Source organism: Bradyrhizobium sp. USDA 4454 (assembly GCF_054822705.1).
The window spans coordinates 6,007,482-6,025,381 of record NZ_JBTRCN010000001.1 but is presented as its reverse complement, the minus strand read 5'-3'; the positions used below and the strand labels follow the sequence as shown (position 1 = coordinate 6,025,381).

The 17,900-nt window shown below is 64.7% G+C and carries 17 protein-coding genes; 9 read left to right on the top strand and 8 right to left on the bottom strand.

The annotated features are described in order from the left end of the window. The first annotated feature begins 182 nt into the window (after positions 1-182). From ACVIW0_RS28030 to ACVIW0_RS28010, 5 genes are all read left to right on the top strand, one after another. Positions 183-818, top strand: a complete 636-nt coding sequence (locus ACVIW0_RS28030; RefSeq protein ID WP_461355290.1) for a TetR family transcriptional regulator — start codon at positions 183-185, stop codon at positions 816-818. Between the two features lie 167 nt (positions 819-985). Further along, entirely contained in the window at positions 986-1,510 is a 525-nt protein-coding gene (locus tag ACVIW0_RS28025; protein ID WP_461355289.1) for a hypothetical protein, read from the top strand. A gap of 145 nt (positions 1,511-1,655) precedes the next feature. Continuing rightward, positions 1,656-1,823, top strand: coding sequence for a hypothetical protein (locus tag ACVIW0_RS28020; RefSeq protein WP_461355288.1), 168 nt, complete (start codon positions 1,656-1,658; stop codon positions 1,821-1,823). A gap of 179 nt (positions 1,824-2,002) precedes the next feature. Continuing rightward, a complete protein-coding gene (locus ACVIW0_RS28015; RefSeq protein WP_461355287.1) occupies positions 2,003-3,133 on the top strand; it encodes a serine hydrolase in 1,131 nt (376 codons plus the stop codon). A 196-nt stretch (positions 3,134-3,329) separates the two neighbouring features. Then, the gene (locus ACVIW0_RS28010; protein ID WP_461357441.1) at positions 3,330-3,632 is read left to right on the top strand and encodes a hypothetical protein; all 303 of its coding nucleotides are present in this window, start codon (positions 3,330-3,332) and stop codon (positions 3,630-3,632) included. Between the two features lie 90 nt (positions 3,633-3,722). Here ACVIW0_RS28010 and glgA read toward each other — a convergent pair whose 3' ends face one another. Continuing rightward, positions 3,723-5,177: a glycogen synthase GlgA gene (gene glgA / locus ACVIW0_RS28005; RefSeq protein WP_461355286.1), complete on the bottom strand. Its 1,455-nt coding sequence runs from the start codon at positions 5,175-5,177 to the stop codon at positions 3,723-3,725. Then, positions 5,174-6,436: a glucose-1-phosphate adenylyltransferase gene (glgC, locus tag ACVIW0_RS28000; protein WP_461355285.1), complete on the bottom strand. Its 1,263-nt coding sequence runs from the start codon at positions 6,434-6,436 to the stop codon at positions 5,174-5,176. Before glgC ends, glgA begins: the two co-directional genes overlap by 4 nt. Positions 6,437-6,681: 245 nt before the next feature. Between glgC and ACVIW0_RS27995 the strand changes: the two genes are divergently transcribed. Beyond that, the gene (locus tag ACVIW0_RS27995) at positions 6,682-7,914 is read left to right on the top strand and encodes a rhodanese-like domain-containing protein (RefSeq protein ID WP_461355284.1); all 1,233 of its coding nucleotides are present in this window, start codon (positions 6,682-6,684) and stop codon (positions 7,912-7,914) included. Positions 7,915-8,093: 179 nt separating this feature from the next. Here the strand turns inward: ACVIW0_RS27995 and ACVIW0_RS27990 are convergent, their stop codons facing one another. Together ACVIW0_RS27990 and ACVIW0_RS27985 are read right to left on the bottom strand one after the other, a co-directional pair. Further along, positions 8,094-9,335: a serine hydrolase domain-containing protein gene (locus ACVIW0_RS27990; protein WP_461355283.1), complete on the bottom strand. Its 1,242-nt coding sequence runs from the start codon at positions 9,333-9,335 to the stop codon at positions 8,094-8,096. A gap of 164 nt (positions 9,336-9,499) precedes the next feature. Continuing rightward, positions 9,500-10,837 carry an aminotransferase-like domain-containing protein gene (locus tag ACVIW0_RS27985; RefSeq protein WP_461355282.1) on the bottom strand — a complete coding sequence of 446 codons (1,338 nt, stop codon included), beginning with the start codon at positions 10,835-10,837 and terminating at the stop codon, positions 9,500-9,502. Between the two features lie 133 nt (positions 10,838-10,970). On the opposite strand from ACVIW0_RS27985, the gene ACVIW0_RS27980 reads away from it, so the two are divergent. After that, positions 10,971-11,390, top strand: a complete 420-nt coding sequence (locus tag ACVIW0_RS27980) for a DUF983 domain-containing protein (protein WP_461355281.1) — start codon at positions 10,971-10,973, stop codon at positions 11,388-11,390. Between the two features lie 99 nt (positions 11,391-11,489). On the opposite strand, the gene ACVIW0_RS27975 is transcribed toward ACVIW0_RS27980, so the two are convergent. Continuing rightward, complete coding sequence (locus ACVIW0_RS27975) at positions 11,490-12,689, bottom strand: multidrug effflux MFS transporter (RefSeq protein WP_461357440.1); 1,200 nt, start codon at positions 12,687-12,689, stop codon at positions 11,490-11,492. Between the two features lie 313 nt (positions 12,690-13,002). Between ACVIW0_RS27975 and ACVIW0_RS27970 the strand changes: the two genes are divergently transcribed. After that, on the top strand, positions 13,003-14,337 hold the full coding sequence (locus ACVIW0_RS27970) for an MFS transporter (RefSeq protein WP_461355280.1): 1,335 nt from the start codon (positions 13,003-13,005) through the stop codon (positions 14,335-14,337). A 137-nt stretch (positions 14,338-14,474) separates the two neighbouring features. Here ACVIW0_RS27970 and ACVIW0_RS27965 read toward each other — a convergent pair whose 3' ends face one another. Together ACVIW0_RS27965 and ACVIW0_RS27960 are read right to left on the bottom strand one after the other, a co-directional pair. Continuing rightward, positions 14,475-15,425, bottom strand: coding sequence for a YiiG family protein (locus ACVIW0_RS27965; RefSeq protein WP_461355279.1), 951 nt, complete (start codon positions 15,423-15,425; stop codon positions 14,475-14,477). Between the two features lie 131 nt (positions 15,426-15,556). Beyond that, positions 15,557-16,552, bottom strand: coding sequence for a LysR family transcriptional regulator (locus ACVIW0_RS27960; protein ID WP_461355278.1), 996 nt, complete (start codon positions 16,550-16,552; stop codon positions 15,557-15,559). Between the two features lie 125 nt (positions 16,553-16,677). Here ACVIW0_RS27960 and ACVIW0_RS27955 point away from each other — a divergent pair, with 125 nt between their 5' ends. Next, positions 16,678-17,082: a DUF1330 domain-containing protein gene (locus ACVIW0_RS27955; RefSeq protein ID WP_461355277.1), complete on the top strand. Its 405-nt coding sequence runs from the start codon at positions 16,678-16,680 to the stop codon at positions 17,080-17,082. A gap of 112 nt (positions 17,083-17,194) precedes the next feature. On the opposite strand, the gene ACVIW0_RS27950 is transcribed toward ACVIW0_RS27955, so the two are convergent. Then, complete coding sequence (locus ACVIW0_RS27950) at positions 17,195-17,830, bottom strand: aspartate/glutamate racemase family protein (RefSeq protein ID WP_461355276.1); 636 nt, start codon at positions 17,828-17,830, stop codon at positions 17,195-17,197. Positions 17,831-17,900 lie beyond the last annotated feature (70 nt).

Below are 17,900 nucleotides of genomic sequence, written 5' to 3'. Positions count from 1 at the left end.
CCCTAATATAATCCGACTGGTCGTTCAATTTATTTTTTGACGCACGCCGCCGCACGGCGCGCGATAGAAGAGTTCTGGTGGATGGTTCCCGCAAAGGGGAGGAGGGCGCGGGGCGGCCGTAGTATAGAGAGACAGGTGTCGCCCGATTCCGGCGATGCCGATGGTGCACGAAAGAGACGGGTATGGCGCGGACGCGCTCGGAAAATTACGACGAGATCCAGCAGGGCATTCTCACCACCGCCTGCGGCCTGTTCGCGCGGCAGGGCTATATGCGTGCCTCGATCGCCGACCTTGCGGATGCCTGCAAGCTGTCGCGCGGCGCGCTGTATCACTATTTCGATTCGAAGGAAGCGATCCTGTTCGCGATCCTCGATGCGCATATCCGCGAGATGATCGCTGACGTCGACGCCGCGATGGCCGGCAAGGCGACGACGCTGGAGCAGTTCCGCGCCGCGATCCAGGCCATCGTCGCGCTCAATGCGCGCTCGAGCGACGAGCAGCGGGTGATCCTCAACGACCTCTCGTTCCTCGGCGAGACCGAGCAGGACGCGATCAAGGCGCTGGAGCGCCAACTGGTCGACACGATCGCTGATCTTCTGGTCAGGCTCGACAGGGAAGGCAAGATCGTCAAGCGCACCAAGAAGATCTACAGCATGATGCTGTTCGGCATCTTGAACTTCAGCCACACCTGGTACGACCCGAAGGGCGGGATCGATCCCACCGAATTCGCCGACATGGTGGTGGACCTGTTCCTGTACGGTTTCACTATGCCGGTGCCTGCAAAAGACGCCGCGCGGCCGCTGCGCCAGCGCGCGTAGCGCCGTCACGGCGCCTGGCGACAGCCTCCATCACGTCACCCGCACATCCTTGTGAAGGCGGTGACCGCGTCCCTCGCGTAACGCACGCGCGGCGCGCTGCGTAGTCCTGCCACGAGCGCCGCAACAGCGGCCGACGATGGCAACGCAGCGAGGGAAGAAGCATCCACATGAATCTGTCGTTCAACATCGCCGAACGAGGCGAGGGGTCTTTTCGTCTGCTCGCGATCCTGCGCTGGGTCATGGTGCTGATCTTCGTGTCGTTCGGCATGCAGAAGTTCACGCTGCAATCGGCACAGGGCATCGTGCAGTTCATCAGGAACAGCCCGTTCATCTCGTGGCTGTCGGTGTTCGGTCTCCGTGGCGAGGCCTATGTGCTCGGCGTGGCCGAGTTCGGCATCGCCGTGCTGCTTGCCGCCGGCATTCAGCCCGATGCTGTCCGCGATCGGCGCGCTGATGGGCGTGATCACCTTCGCGGTGACGTGGTCGTTCTTCTTCACCACGCCGGGCGTGGTCACGTGGAGCCTGTCGACCGATCCGATGGCTTGGAACCTGGCCGGCGAGTTCCTGTTCAAGGACATCGTGCTGCTCTGCGTCTGCCTCGTGCTGCTGCTGGCGTCGTTACCGGGGCGGATGGTGCGTTCGCGCGCGGCATAGCCCCGTCCTCGCGCGGCCGATGGTTAACCCATGCTTAATCATGGCATCGCGCGCATCGGGCATCTGGAACAGGACAATTCGTCGCGGGCAGCAATGTCTTGTCGCTCGAATCCGATGCGGCTATGCAACCGTTGATTGACTAATTGTTGCTAGGAGGAAACGGTCCCCGGTTGGGAGCTGAATGTGACGAAATCAGACATGTCGACGGGCGACCCGGCAAGCGTTGATCTTGTCCGTCTGTCGAATCCAACTCCCGGCATTTTCAAACGCCCTGCATTTTTTGATGTGATTGCAGTTCCCGCGCCGTGGCTGGAGTGGGAGGGCGGTCGCGATCGCGACGTCCGGCAGTGACCGCCGGAACCACGATCGGGCCGCCCGTTCCCCAGCCAGGGCGGATCACGGTGGAATGCGCGTAATCGTGAATGCAGACCGATCGGTTCCATCGCTAGAATCGCGATGTCGCCATCTCTTGATGGCTGAATGAGTCCGCCTGCGGATCACATCGCAACATCGTCCCGATTTCAGTTTTTATGAGACAATGGCTTCTCGTCCGGATCGTCACCGTCCTGCTTGCCGCAGCTGTTAGCGCGCTTGCGACGGCGCGCGCGGATTCCGACATGGATGCGCAGATCAGGGATATCGTCACGTCGGAACTCGCGCCGACCGCGAGGGCCGCCGATCCCGGTGGGCTGGCCGCGGCGGTCTATGCTGGCGGCCAGGTCTCCTTCTTCAATTACGGTTTCGCCGAGCTTGCACGCAAGCAGCCGGTCACCCCGGACACGCTGTTCAACCTCGCCTCGCTGCGCAAGCTGTTCGAGGCGGCGCTGGTCGCGCTCGGCACCGTGCGCGGCGAATTGCGGCTCGACGATCCCGTCGACAAGTATCTGCCCGAGTTGCGCGGCGACTATATCAGCCGCGTCACCGTCGGCGAACTCGTCAACCATACGTCCGGGCTGCTGCTGCCGACTGATCATCCGCCATGGCCGAACGCGACTTTTGACCGCGATCAGTTCGTCGCGATGCTCAATGCCTGGACGCCGCCTGACGGCGTAGCGCCCGGCAAGCAACGCATCTACAGTCACGCCGGGTATGTGCTGCTGCAACTGGTGCTGGAGCGGCGCTACGGCATGCCGATCGCAACGCTGATCGAGAGCCGCATCCTCACGCCGCTCGGCATGACCTCGACCTTCGTTCCCAAGCGTGCCGAGGACAACCGCGCGGTGCTGGCGCCTGAGATCATGCGGCGCATGGTCCAGGGCTACTCGCATGACGGCACGCCGATCGGGCCGCCCGGCGATCAGCAGAGCTATTACGATTTTGCGGGGACCGGCCAGATGTTCTCGTCGGCACGCGATCTCGGCATCCTGCTCGGCGCCTGCCTCGATGGCACGGCGATCGATCCGGAATTGCGCGCGGCATTGCAGACGACCATGCGCGAGAGTTTTCGTATCGATGCGAGGTTCGGCCAGGCGATGGCGTGGGAGCATGTGCGGCTCGACGGCGTCACCGTCATCGACAAGCCCGGTGGTCTCAACAATGCTTCCGCCTATATCGGACTGGTGCCGGCGCGCAGGTTCGGCATCGTGCTGCTTGCCAATCGGGGCGACTATCCGCACGAGATCGCGCGCTACAGGATCCTGCCGGCGCTCGCGCGGCTCTGATCAAACCACGATGTGCTAGCAACGCTGCGTGCCAGCCCGATGACATGGCCTGCGCGGCAGCGTAGGGGGATGCATGCAAAAATCGTCATGGCACGGAACCATGATCGGCTGTATAAGCCGGTAGCTTCTTCTCCATTCTGAAGAGGCTGCTATGACTGATCTGCAAAATTCCGATTTGCACGCTCCTGATCTTCAAATTCCCGATTTGCATACTTGGCTTTCGCGACAGCCGCACGGCTTGCGAACCTACCGAACCCTCCAGGACAAGCTCGAGACCTTGAGCAGGCATCAGCCCGAGCAGCGGGCGATGTGCCGGCTGCTGAGCGGCCTCGTCGGCAATTACGTCGAGGCGTTCGATGAGGAGCCATTGCCGGTGGCGGTCGCCGACCGCGCCTATGGCCGGCTGCTCGATCTGGTCGCGAGCCTTGATTTCAAGGGGAATTCCGACCGCCGCCTGGCCGACATCAACCGCATCGCGTCCTGCGATCTCTTGAACTGATCGCGGCTCGCGTTACTCGAGCATGATCTCGGCGCAAACGCTTCGCGCTTTGTCGCGGGAAAACCGCTTCGCACTTTTCCGGATCATGCTCTAGCTGCGCGCCGCGGCGAGCTCGCGATAGAGCGCGGCGTAGTGGCCGGCGCGATTGCGCCACGACACATCGGTGGCCATGCCGGCCTGTTGCAGCCGGCGCCATGTCACCTTGTCGTTGAACAGCAGGTTCGCCGTGCGCAAGCCATGGGCGAGCGCTTCCGAGGTGACGGGGGCGAACTTGACGCCGGTCGCGGCATTGCCTGTGATAGCGGCTTCGTCGAAGCCATGCACGGTGTCGGCAAGGCCGCCGACATTGGCAACGATCGGCACGGCGCCATAGCGCAGCGCGCAGAGCTGGGTGAGGCCGCACGGCTCGAACCGCGACGGCACCGCGAGCGCATCGGAGCCGGCCTGGATCAGATGCGCCAGCGCCTCGTCATAGCCGATCACGACGGCAATCCGTCCGGGATTGTCGTGCGCCAGCGCCGTGAAGCGGTCCTGCAAATCGCGATCGCCGCTGCCAAGCAGCGCGAGCTGGATGCCCTCGCCGAGCAAGGTCGGAATGTTCTCGAGCAAGAGGTCGAGGCCCTTCTGCCACGACAGCCGGCTGATGACGCCGAGCAGCATTGCCTCCGGTGCTGGATCGAGCCCGAAGCGCCGCTGCAGCGCCGCCTTGTTGGCGGCGCGCTCGGCGATCTGCCCGGCGCTGAAGCGTGCCGCGATATCGGGATCGGTGGCCGGATTCCAGACGTCGATATCGATGCCGTTGAGGATGCCGCTCAGCACGTCGGCGCGTTCGCGGAGCAGGCCGCCGAGCCCCATGCCGCCTTCGTCGCGCTGGATCTCCTGCGCATAGGTCGGCGACACCGTGGTGATCCGGTCGGCGAATTGCAGTCCGGCCTTCAACAGGCTGATCGTGCCGTAATATTCGACGCCGTGCAGCGAATAGGCTTCGTCCGGCAGGCCGAATGCGGCGAGCATGTCCGGCGAGAACTGTCCCTGATAGGCGAGGTTGTGCACGGTCATCACCGTGCCCGGCTGCTTCGGTCCAGCATAGTGCAGATAGGCCGGCGCGAGGCCGGCCTGCCAGTCATGCGCATGCACGATGTCGGGCACGAAGGAGGCGATCGCACCGCGGCCGATTTCGGCCGCCATCCGCGACAGCGCTGCGAAGCGGATGCCGTTGTCGGGCCAGTCGCGTCCGTCGGGGCCGACATAGGGATTGCCGGGGCGGGCATAGAGATGCGGCGCGTCGAGCGCGAACAGGTCGAGGCCGCCATGGCTGCCGCCGAGCACGCGGATCGGCCCGCCGTAGAATTCCTCCCGGTGCAGTAGCGGCTCCGCGGAGGCCAGCCCGTCGAGCACGGCGGGATAGCCGGGCACCAGCGTCCGCGTCGCCACGCCATGCTCTCGCAGCGCCGCCGGCAGCGCGCCGACCACGTCGGCGAGGCCGCCGGTCTTGACGATCGGATAGACTTCCGAGGCGACCGCGAGGACGCGCAGCTGCGTCATGTCCCGAGCCTGTCGATCATCGATTGGGTGATCAGCGTGATGCCGTGCTCGGTGGTGCGGAAGCGCTTGCCGTCGAACTCGGGATCCTCGCCGACCACGAGCCCCTCCGGAATCCGCACGCCGCGATCGATCACGACGTTCTTCAGGCGGGCGCCGCGGCCGACATTGACATAGGGCATGATCACCGCGTTCTCGACATTGGCGTAGGAGTTGACGTGGACGCCGGTGAACAGCAGCGAGCGGCGCAGCGCCGCGCCGGAGATGATGCAGCCGCCCGAGACCAGCGAGGTCACCGCCTGTCCGCGCCGGCCGTCCTCGTCATGGACGAATTTGGCGGGCGGCGTGATCTCGGCATAGGTCCAGATCGGCCACGCGCGATCGTAGAGATCGAGCTCCGGCACCACGTCGGTGAGATCGATATTGGCGGCCCAATAGGCATCGACGGTGCCGGCATCGCGCCAATAGGCGCGCGGATCGTCGCCGGAGCGGACGCAGGAATCGTTGTACTGATGCGCAATCGCGCGGCCGTGCTTCACAATGTAGGGAATGATGTCCTTGCCGAAATCGTGGGCCGAGTTCGGGTCGGCGGCATCGCGGCGCAGTTCGTCGAACAGGAATTCCGAATTGAAGACATAGATGCCCATGCTGGCGAGCGACTTGTCCGGCTTGCCCGGCATCGGCGGCGGGTCGGCCGGCTTCTCCAGGAAGGACTGGATCAGGCCGTTCTCGTCGACATGCATGATGCCGAAGCCGGAAGATTCCGCCCGCGGCATTTCCAGGCAGCCGACGGTGACGTCGGCGCCGCTCTCGACATGCTGCTTCAGCATGATCTCGTAGTCCATCTTGTAGACGTGGTCGCCGGCCAGCACCAGGATGTACTTGGTGCCGTGCGCCTCGATGATGTCGATGTTCTGGTAGACGGCATCCGCCGTGCCGACATACCACATCGTCTCCGAGACGCGCTGGCTTGCGGGCAGGATGTCAAAGCTCTCGTTTCGTTCCGGGCGGAAGAAGTTCCAGCCGCCCTGCAGGTGCCGGATCAGGCTATGCGCCTTGTACTGGGTCGCCACCGCGATGCGGCGGATGCCGGAATTCACCGCATTGGAGAGCGCGAAATCGATGATGCGCGACTTGCCGCCGAAATACACCGCCGGCTTGGCGCGTCGGTCAGTGAGCTCCTGAAGTCTGCTGCCGCGTCCGCCGGCCAGCACGAAGGCGAGGGCGTGACGCGACAAGGGTTCATTTCCAACGGTTCTCATGGTCTCCTCCCAGAACTTCAGGCGTGGCCCCGCTGCCTTCTCTTGTCCGGAAGGCCTGATCGGGCGCCAACGGGGCCGATTGGGAACGTAGCAAGCGCGCCACGGTTGAGCAAAGCGGATGATCAACTTTCGTTCCCCTGACCCGGCTCGTGAAGATCGGGGTTGCAGGCGGGTGAAGCCTATTGACGAGGCGCGATTTCGGCCTAGAGCAGGTCTGCGCATATCCCGCCCAAGGTCCGCATCTCATGACAGTTTCTTCGGTGACGCCCCAGACCGTCCGTGCAACGCTGCTGCTGCGCAGGGAGATCGCGCTGCTCGACGTCCGGCACGAGGCGGAGTTCGCCACTGGCCATCCGCTGTTCGCCGCCAACATGGCCGCGGGCCGGATCGCGCTCGAAGCCGGGCTGCGCTTGCCGCGCAAGGACGTGCCGATCGTGCTCTACGACAATGGCGAGGAGCTGGTCGCCGCCGCGGCCGAGCAGCTGCGGGCGCTGGGCTACAGTAACGTCGCCGCGCTCGCGGGCGGCTTGCAGGACTGGAAGGCCGCCGGCTACGAGGTGTTCGAGGACGTCAATTCCTATGCCAAGGCGTTCGGCGAGCTGGTCGAGGCGCGCCGGCATACGCCGTCGCTGAGCGCCGACGAGGTCGCGGCGCTGATCTCGGACAAGGCCAACATCGCGATCCTCGATGTGCGTCGGTTCGACGAATACGCCACCATGAACATCCCTGGCTCGGTCAGCGTGCCAGGCGCGGAGCTGGTGCTGCGCGCAGGGAGCGCGGCACCCGATCCCGACACCACCATCATCGTCAACTGTGCCGGCCGCACCCGCTCGATCATCGGCACGCAATCGCTGATCAACGCCGGGCTGCCGAACGAGGTGCGGGCGCTGCGCAACGGCACGATCGGCTGGACGCTGGCGAAGCACGATCTCGAGCACGGCGCCGGCAAGCGCGGCGCGGTCGGGCCGTTCGAGGGCGCCGCCGACAATGCACGCGACGTCGCCTATCGCGCCGGCGTGCGCCATATCGGTCCGGCCGAACTCGCCGCGCTGGAAGGCGACGCGCAGCGCACGCTCTATCGCTTCGACGTACGCGACGCCGAGGAATATGCGGCCGGCCACCTGGCCGGCTTCCGGCACTACGCGGGCGGCCAGCTGGTGCAGGAGATCGACATGGCCGCGCCGGTGCGCGGCGCGCGCATCGTGCTGACCGACGACAAAAGCATCCGCGCCGACATGACGGCGTCCTGGCTCGCGCAGATGGCGTGGGAGGTCTACGTGCTCGAAGGCGGCTATGACGGCCGGCTCGAAGTCGGACCGCCGCGCGTCGTGCCGCGGCCCGATCCCGCGCATCGCTATCGGCGCCCCTATGAGGGCACCGGCGTCGCCGAGCAGGCGATGCAGGCCTATCTCGATTGGGAGTACGGTCTGGTCGAGCAGCTGCGCCGCGACGGCACGCACGGGTTTTATGTGATCTAAGGAGCGGTGAGATGCGGTCGAGCTTTGACCGCAAAGAGAGCCCCGTCATTGCGAGCGCAAGCGAAGCAATCCATCTATCCGCGAGCAAACGGATCGATTTGCTTCGTCGTATCAGCGCAAAATTGCTTTGCAACTTTGTCGCGATCTCCTCGCAATGACGGAATGACTAACGACGGGACTCAATCCGGGCTGAACGCGTCGTAGACCAGCTTGCGGAATGCCGGCGTGATGCGCTGGCGCTCGTTCTGGGTCTGCTCCAGCATGATGTAGATCATGTCGAGTTTCGGATCGACGCCGAAATAGGTGCCGCTGCCGCTGTCCCATTTCAATTCGCCGATCGAGCCGGGCGGCGGCGGCTTGGCGATGCCGGGATCGGTGCGCACCGCGATGCCGTAACCATAACCGAAGCCGTCGCCTGGAAAATACCAGTAGTCGCGGCCGACGCCCGAGCCCGGCCCGATATGATCCGTCGTCATGGTCTTGAAGGCCGCGGGGCTGAGGTAGCGCTTGCCGTCGAGCTCGCCGCCGTTGAGCAGCATCTGCGCGAAGCGCGCATAGTCGAGGATGGTCGACACCAGGCCGCCGCCGCCGGATTCCCATTCCGGATGCGCGCGCCGGTCGTTCTCGCCGTCGATCAGGATCGTGTCTGACGGCAGCGGCTCGGCCAGCCGCGTCCGTTCCGTCTCCGCATCGAGCACGTATCTGGTGTCGGTCATCCCAAGGGGATCGAAGATGCGCTCCTTCTCGAATTGATAGAGCGTCTTGCCCGAGACGATCTCGATCACCCGGCCGAGCACGTCTGTGGAATGACCGTAGCGCCACAGTGTGCCGGGCTGCCGCGACAGCGGCAGCTTGGCTAGCCTTGCTGTGAATTCCCTGTTGTCGAATTTGCCGTCGAACAGATGGCCCGCGTGGTAGATCTTCTGGATCCAGTCGGCGCCGATATATTCGTAGGTGATGCCCGAGGTGTGCCGCATGATGTCTTCGATTGTCACCGGGCGGATCGGCGGCACCAGCTCCACCTTGTCCGGATCGTTGCCGCCATCCGGTTCGATCGCGACCTTCACGTCGGCGAACGCCGGAATGTATTTCGACAGCGGATCCTGCGGCGACAGTCTGCCCTCGTCGACCAGCATCATCGCCGCGGTGTTGGTGATCGGCTTGGTCATCGAATGCAGCGCGAACATCGTGTCGGGCCGCATCGGCGATTTGGTCGTGACGTCGCGATAGCCGAAGGTTTTCAGATAGACCGGCTTGCCGTGCTGCTGGATCAGGATGACCGCGCCGGGCAGCTTGCCGCTGTTGACCTCATTGTTGAAGAATTCGGTGATGCGCTCGAGCTTCTCCGGTGACGGGGCAGGGGCATCGTTGGCACGCGCGGCGCCCGATATGACAAACGCAAGACACGCGATCGCGGTCATTACCCCCCGAGGCGTCCGCACGGCAGGGAGGATCGCCCGATCAGATCCACATGACATTGATAAGCCTGCCCCTGCCTGATGTCCTGAACGCCGCATGTCTAGCGCAGGCGCCCCCGCACCATAATCATTTTTGCACGAGTTTATTCCCGAACGATGGTCGAATTTTAAACAATCTGCGTGGCGCCGACCGGCGTGCGCACGGCATTCGACAGCACCTGCAGCGCCTGGCTCAGTTCGGCGCGGTTGCGTGCGGCGCCGAGCGAGACGCGCAGGCCGCGCGGCGCGGCATCGCTGGCCGCAAACGCATCTTCGCCGACCACGGCAAGCCCGTTGCGCATCAGATGCGACAGCAAATCGGTGCCGTCGAAATGTTTCGGCAGCGGCATCCAGAGATGGTGGCTCGCCGGCCGCGCCGCGTAGCTGACGCCCTTGAGGAAGCGGGCGGCGAGCTGCTGGCGCGCGGCGGCTTCGTTGCGGATGGCGCGGATGATATCGGCGGCGACGCCGGAGCGCAGCCATTGCGTCACCAGCGCGACCATCAGCGACGGCGGCATCTGCATGGTGGCCTGCATCCCGGCGCGCATGCGCTGCTCGGCGCCTGCATCAGGCGCCAGCAGATAGGCGACGCGCAGGGCCGGCGCGATGCATTTGGCGATGCTCGCGGCATAGTAGGTGTGCTCGGGGATCAGGGTCGCGATCGGCGCCATTTGCGGTTCGAGCGGACCGTAGACGTCGTCCTCGATCAGGACAGAGCCGCGCTTTCGGATGATGTCGGCGATCGCCTTGCGCCGTGCCGAGCTCATCGTCGCGGTGGTCGGGTTCTGCTGTGTCGGCACCAGATAGACCGCCTTCGGTCTGTGCTTGCGGCAGGCCTCGTCCAGCGCCTCGGGCCTTGCGCCCTCCGCGTCCATCGCCACGCCGATGAGGCGAACATCGAGCCGTGCCGCCGCGGCCTTGATGCCGGGAAACGTCAACGCCTCCGTCAGCACCACGTCGCCGGGGGATGTCAGCGCCAGCAGGGCGTTGAAGATGATCGCCTGCGAGCCCGGATAGATCACGATGCGCTCGGCCGATGCATGCGGCACGCGCGGCTGTAGCCATGCGGCGCCGACCTCGCGCTCCTCGGCAGTGCCGCCGGGACGCGTATAGCCGAGATAGGCGGAGAACCCGGCGTCTGAGCGGATGGTCGCAAGTCCCTGCGCGATGCGCAGGTCGAGATTGGCCTCGACCGGCTGCGGCGGCAGGTTCATCGACAGGTCGATGTTGACGGGGTTAGGCAGGTCGGACGCTGCGCGCGCGGTGGTCTCCGAGACGAAGGTGCCCTGGCCGACGCGGGCGTCGAGCAGCCCGCGCCGCCGCGCCTCGCCATAGGCGCGCGTCACCGTAGTCAGATCGATGCCGAGCGCGGTCGCCAGCGCGCGATGGGTCGGCAGCCGCTGGCCGCGCACCAGCCGGCCGCTTGCGATGTCGGCGGCCAGCGCATCGACAATGCGCAGGAACATCGGGCCGTGCCATTCCGAAACTGTAGGGATCCAATCCATGCAATTCGGCGCTTTGTCTTTGATTGTATGCTATTCGAGGCATATTGTATGGATCATCAGATCAGGTCAAGGACGACGACCAAGGACGACTACGATGACCGAGACGGTTTCCCTGCCAAAGGCAATGTTGCGCGGCTTCACCATGAGATGCCCGAACTGCGGGCGCGGCCATCTGTTCGGCCGCTTCCTCAAGGTGGCGGATCATTGTGAGGTGTGCGGCGAGGACTTCACCCCGCAGCGCGCCGACGATTTCCCGGCCTATCTCGTCATCGTCGTGGTCGGCCACGTCGTGGTGCCAGCGCTGCTCTGGATGGAGATGACCTACTCGCCGCCGGCCTGGCTGCAACTGGCGATCTGGCTGCCGGTGACATTGTTCAGCGCGCTCGCGCTGTTGCAGCCGACCAAGGGCGCGATCGTCGGCCTGCAGTGGCAACTCGGCATGGAGGGGTTTGCGGCGACGCGGCGTGCGGTGGCGCGGGCGCGGAGCGCCGTTGGGCGAACTCGCCAAGCCTGACGTGATGTCGTAGCCCGGATGGAGCGAAGCGAAATCCGGGGCTCATGCCGCGGGCAACACTGTCCCGGATTGCGCTTCGCTGCATCCGGGCACGGATCATCAAATCGGATGGTGGTGGGGCCGGAACACGCGGCCCTTCTCTGTGACAAGCACCACCGCGAGCGCGGCCAGCGTGCAGAGAAGGAATCCGGTCGCGAATGGCAGCAGCGTGCCGTCGTAGTCCTGGCCGATCGTGGTGCCGATGCCGATCCCAAGCAAGGTGGTGATGGTGCCGTAAAGCGAGGAGGCGGTGCCGGCGATCTTGCCCTGCGGCTCCATCGCCAATGCGGTGAAGTTCGCCATCATCAGCCCGAACGCGAACATCATCAGGACCGACAGCACCATGAACAGTGGCAGCGACAGCGTGTCGGTCTTCACGACGATGAACAGTGCCGCGGCGACCACGGCGAAGCCGGTCAGCGCGGCGTGCGAGATCACCCGCATGCCGATGCGGCCGACGATGCGTGAATTGAGGAAGCCGGCGATTGCGACGCCGACCGCGCAGGCGGCGAACGCGACCGGGAAGTAATGTCCGAGCTTGAAGACCTCGGTGAAGATCTGCTGCGACGAGAACACGAAGGCGAACAGCGAGCCCTGCACGCCGCCCGCGGCGAGCGCATAGCCGAGCGTCTGGCGGTTGGTCACGGTCTGACGGAACGCGGACAGCACCTCGGGGATCGCCAGCGACTTGCGCAGCTCCTTCGGCAGCGTCTCCGGCATCCGCATCGCGCTCCAGGCCAGCGCGATCACGCCGTAGATCATCAAGAGCACGAAGATGCCGCGCCAGTGCGTCATCAGCATCACGGCCTGGCCGAAGGACGGCGCGATCACGGGCACTGCGATGAACACCATCATCGCAAGCGACATCACGCTCGCCATCCGCCGTCCGGCGTAGCAGTCGCGCACGATCGAGGTGGCGATCACGCGGGTTGCCGCGGTGCCGAGCCCTTGCAGCGCGCGCGCCAACAGCAGCGTCTCGAACGAGGGCGCCATGATCGCGAGCAGGCCGGCGATGGTGTAGACGGTCATGCCGCCGAGCAGCACCGGGCGGCGGCCGAAGCGGTCCGACAGCGGGCCCATCACGAACTGGCCGACCCCGAAGCCGACCAGGAAGATCGACAGCACCATCTGCGGCCGGTTGGCGTCGGCGATCTGGAACGCGGAGCGGATGTTCGGCAGCGCCGGCAGCATCATATCCATCGCTAGCGGGTTCAGCGCCATGATGGAGGCGATAACGACGACGAATTCCGGAAAACCCATCGGGCGGTGGCCTGAGGACACCCAGGCATCGGCATTGATGTCAGACACTTACGACCTCGTGGAGAGCCCGGATCATAATGCCCTTGCTGCAATGCACAATCGGCATTTTGGGATGGGAGACCGTCGGCGACGGGTGAGGTAACGGGGTCATGGAACCGGCCGCGCAGGGCGTCGGTCGTGGCTACACCGTTGCTCCTGCAACTATTTTGCTCGTGCCGCACGGCAAGCTCTGCTATCCCGGCACCAGCACCCGTGCGGGGCAGGCGCAACGCGGCCGATCACCCCACACGGTAAAGACGTTTGGGGAGGCCACATGTCCATCGAACTATCCGCGCGCTCGCGCGGCGCTGACCTGTCGGACGAGGAACGCAAGGTCCTCACCGCAACGCTCGTCGGCACCACCATCGAGTGGTACGACTTCTTCGTCTACGCCCAGGCCGCCGGCCTGGTGTTCGGCGCGCTGTTCTTCGCGCCGATGAACGCCAACAATCCGCTGCTGGCGCAGATCGTCTCGTTCGCGACGCTCGGCCTTTCCTTCCTGTTCCGCCCGCTCGGAGCCATCGTCTGCGGCCATCTCGGCGACCGCTTCGGGCGCAAGAACATGCTGGTCGTCACGCTGCTGTTGATGGGCGCCGCGACCGCGCTGGTCGGCCTGCTGCCGACCTATGCTCAGATCGGCGCCTGGGCGCCGGCATTGCTTGTTGTTCTGCGCATCCTGCAGGGCTTCTCGGCCGGTGGCGAGTGGGGCGGCGCGGCGCTGATGGCGGTGGAATCGGCGCCGGTCGACAAGCGCAGCTTCTTCGGCTCGTTCCCGCAGGTCGGCACGCCGCTCGGCATGATCCTGGCGACCGGCGTGCTGTGGGTGCTCACGGCGACGCTCGGCAAGCAGGCGATGATCGAATGGGGCTGGCGGATTCCGTTCCTGCTGTCGATCCTCCTGATCGTGGTTGGTATCGTGATCCGCCGCACCGTGGAGGAATCGCCGGTGTTCCAGGCGATGCAGCGGCGGCACAAGGAATCCTCCGCGCCGCTGCGCGAGTTGATGCGCAATCATGCCAAGGAGATTCTGCGCACCGCCTTGATCTTCATGGCCAACAATGCGGCCGGTTATATCCTGATCGCGTTCATCATCAGCTACGGCGCCAACACGCTGAAGCTGCCGTCCGAACAGCTGCTGCTGGTCGGCACGCTGGCTGCGGTGAGCTGGTTCATCTTCACGCTGCTCGGCGGCATCCTCGGCGATAGAATAGGCCGCGTGCGCTGCTTCCAGATCGGCTACACGCTGATGGTGCTGTGGGCGGTGCCGATGTGGTTCTTGATCGACAGCAAGAACTTGCTGCTGTTCTTCATCAGTGCCGTCGGCCTCACCATCGCGCTCGGCCTGTCCTATGGCCCGCAGGCGGCGCTCTATGCCGAGCTGTTCCCGGCCAAGGTGCGCTATTCCGGCGTCTCGATCGGCTACGCGCTCGGAGCCATCTTCGGCGGCGCCTTCGCGCCGATGATCGCGCAATGGATCATCGGCACCTATGGCGAGTCCTGGCGGGTCGGCGTCTATATCGGCCTGCTGGCGCTGATCTCGCTGATCACGGTGTCGACGATCAGGGATCCGCAGGGCGTTGATCTCAACGTGAAGGACGGGAATGCGTAGGCGAAGGACATGCGTAGGTCGGATTAGCCGCAAGGCGTAATCCGCCACGGTCCTCCCGTTTTGGTGGATTACGTCCACCGCGCTCCACGCTTCGCGCGGACCCGATGGGCTAATCCACCCTACGCGGCGGTGCTCACTTAGATCCGGGCGCCGCGGTTGTAGCCGTCGACGAGCTGATTGTAATCGCGCATCAGCCGCGCTGGCGATCCTTCCACCATCCAGCCGGCGCCGGCATTGCTCAGCATCATCTTCTCCCCGGAGCTGTAGGGCAGCTTGTCGCGCATGCGGCGCATCAGCTGCTTGGCGGTGGTGAGGAATGATTTGGCGCTGCCGATGAACATCGAGCCGAGCTTGACGTCGCCGTCCTTGCCCGAGGCGTCCTCGGTTGCCTTCACCGTCGCTTCATAGTCGTTGAGCGCCTGGGTGATCGCGTCGAGGTCGGGCTTGTCGGCCTGCTCCGCGCGAAGCACGCGCTTGGCCTGAATCATCAGGGCCTCGACATAATAATGCGACTTGCGGCCTTCGCCCGCCTCGATCGCGGCCAGCTGCTCGGCTGAACGCTTGTCATTGATCGCCTCGACGCCGGCGCGCAGCGCCTTGTCGGCGCCGGCGAATGCTTCCCATGCCGCGACCAGGCGCGGATGCAGCGCCTTGCCCTTGGCCATCTTGTCGTCCTTGTAGTTCTCCTGGGTGTAGTACTCGTCAGCCTCCTTCAACAGCGGCTCGAGCGTGGTCACGGCGGCAACATAGGCATTCGCAGCCGCCTCAAGCCCGGCATCGTGCGGGGCCGCCGCATTGGCGGCCGCGACGCTCGTCTTGCAGTCGGAGGTGTCGTAGATCGTGTAGGTGCCGTAGATGATCCGCTCCTTGCCGGTGGGACCGCTCCTGGCGGCCCAGGAAAAGTAGCGGTCGCGGGATTCGTAGGATCGCGACGACAGACGGTTGATGCACCCGACATAGGCGTTCATCTTGTGCGTCAGTTGCGCGGAAGCGGCGCTCTCCGATGACGCAGGCGGGGCCTGTTGGGCGGCGGCCGGTTCGAGAAAAGCAGCGATAGCTGCAATCACAAGGAAACGGGTCTTTCGCATCGGGAGTTTGCCCTCATCTCGGCCGCAAGTTGGCCGCCCCCGCTTGGAACGATTGTGTGACGGCAGACGGTGACGTCACACGCGCCTTCGCCGAGGCCGCGCCGCACACTATCGATAGACTGGTTTGTCGGCTACGGCCAGAAGCCCGCCTTGCGGACCGTGCGCCGTGCGCGCAGCCGATGCTTTCCCTTCGTGCTCGATGAGACCGGCTCCGTCGGGCGTGTGATCGGAAACGTCTCGCGCATATGCTCCGCGAGCATTGCACAATAGTCGGTCGCGAAACGAGGCAAGGGACGTCGTTTGTCCCACGAGATGGTCAGGGGCTCCTGCAACATCCGGCGCCTATGCGTGAGACCGACGATTCTCAATTCGTAACGCTGGCATTGCAGCTGGGAGGGAACGATTGCTACGCCGTGCCCCGCTTCGGCAAGTGCCAGCAAAGTGTGCGGGTTCCTGCTCTCGAACATGATCGCGGGCTTCAGTCCGGCCATTCGGCTCGCCGCATCGAAAGCACGGCGAAATCCGAACCCGCTATCCATCAGCAGCAGCGGAAACTCAGCAAGGTCAGCGACCTCGATCGTCGTCTGAGGCCCGAGCCGCATTGAGGGATGGCAGGCAGCCAGCAGCTCTACGGATCCAAGCGAAAGACTGCCGAAGTGCTGCTCGTTCAGCTTGACTGCATGCAGCAGGTTTTGGCCGAGATGAATTTCACCACGTTCGAGCATCGCCAATATTTCGTTGCCCGTCCCCTCCCTGATCCTTACTTCAACCCGGGGATAGCGCTTCGCATACCGATGCAGGAATCGGGACAGGACACTTTCGATGTGTTGCGGCGACCCGGCTATCTTGAGAACTCCGGGGTCTCCCCGGCGGAGCAACTGAGCCTGCTCTTTCAGTGAGCTGGCGCTGTTGAGCAGCAGCCGGCAGCCTGCGATCAACTGCTCGCCTTCGCCGGTCAGCAAAAGGCGGCGCCCGACACGATCAAACAGCCGCAGCCCGAGCTCCTGCTCAAGTGCGATGATTTGCCTGGACAGCGCCGGCTGGGCGACCCGCAACCGCAATGCGGCCTTTGAGACGGTGCCGAGCTCGGCCACGGTCAGGAACGTGAGGGCCTGTCGCAGGTTCATGCCCGCTTATACCACTTTGGCATGAACTTTCAGAAGATATATGCATTGGACACATTTTGGGCCGAGGCGGAGAGTCCGGTGCAGCAGCGGTTCGCGACAGCAGCGAAACATGGAGGGAGGCCCGCATGAACGCCCGAAGCAAGATCGGTCTGGTTGTGCTGACATGCGCGACGTTGTGTGCTCTGGGCTGGGAGGCATTGCATGGCGAACCCGGGCCTCCCGCCTATCTGATCGGCCAGATCGACGTCGTCGATCCCGATGGCTATGCCAGGGAATATTTGCCCAGGGCGCGCGAGATCATCAAGGCGCACGGCGGGAAGCTGGTTGCGGCCGCGGGCGCGGCGGCGGCCGGTTCGCAGGTCGTTGCCGTCGACGGAGAGCCGCCGAGACGCGTGGTCATCTACATGTATCCGAGCATGGCAGCGCTTCTGGCTTGGCGAAACGATCCAGCCTACGTGCAGGTCCGAGCCATTGGCGAAAAATACGCCAAGTATCGCACATTCGCTGTCGAGGGCTCGGTGGCCAATTAGTCCCGATCGTCTCGCGCAACGGGATCAGGAAAGCAAAAGTTCTGCGCGATGGATGTGGCGACATAACCTGGCAGCGTCCCATTCCCACGCGGCCACACATGCGAGTATCAGCCTAGCTGGCTCCGAGCATCGCCTTCAGCTTCTTGACCGCGCTGTCGGGCGTCGTCAGCACCTCGCGGCCGGTGATTTCGGCGACGCGTGCGGCGGCCGGGGCCATGCTGTACTGGGCGAGCGCGATCAGGTCGCAGTCGCGCAAATCGCGGCTGGCCTCGACCACGATGCGGTCGTGCTCGGCGCGGTCGCCGCGATCGAGCGCGGCCAGCGCGCCGTCCGCGAGCTTCGGCACCAGCGTCACCGACGACGGAAATTCCGGCGGCATCGACGCCAGCGTCGGCGGGAAGGTCGAGAGCAGGCCGATGCGTTTTCCCTTGGCGACCGCCTGTTCGATCATCGCCTCGTTCGGCTTCAAGACCGGCATCGGCGCCAGCGCGCGCGCCACCGCCTCGATGCAGGGTCCGAACGCCGAGCAGGTGAAGAGGATGCCGTCGGCGCCGGTGCTGGCCGCATAGTGCCCCATGGCAAGGAAGCGCTCGGTCATCCGGTCGGTCAGCTTGCCGTCGCGCGCGAGATCGGCCGAGAGAGAGTCGTCGAGCAGGTTCATCAGCCGCGCTTCCGGCCAATGTTTTGTGAATGACGCCTCGATCGGGACGATCGAATGCTTCAGGGCGTGAATGAGGGTGATGCGCATGATGCGATCTCTCTCGGGTAGGGTGGGCAAAGCGAAGCGCGCCCACCATCACGTGCACGAGCAAGAATGG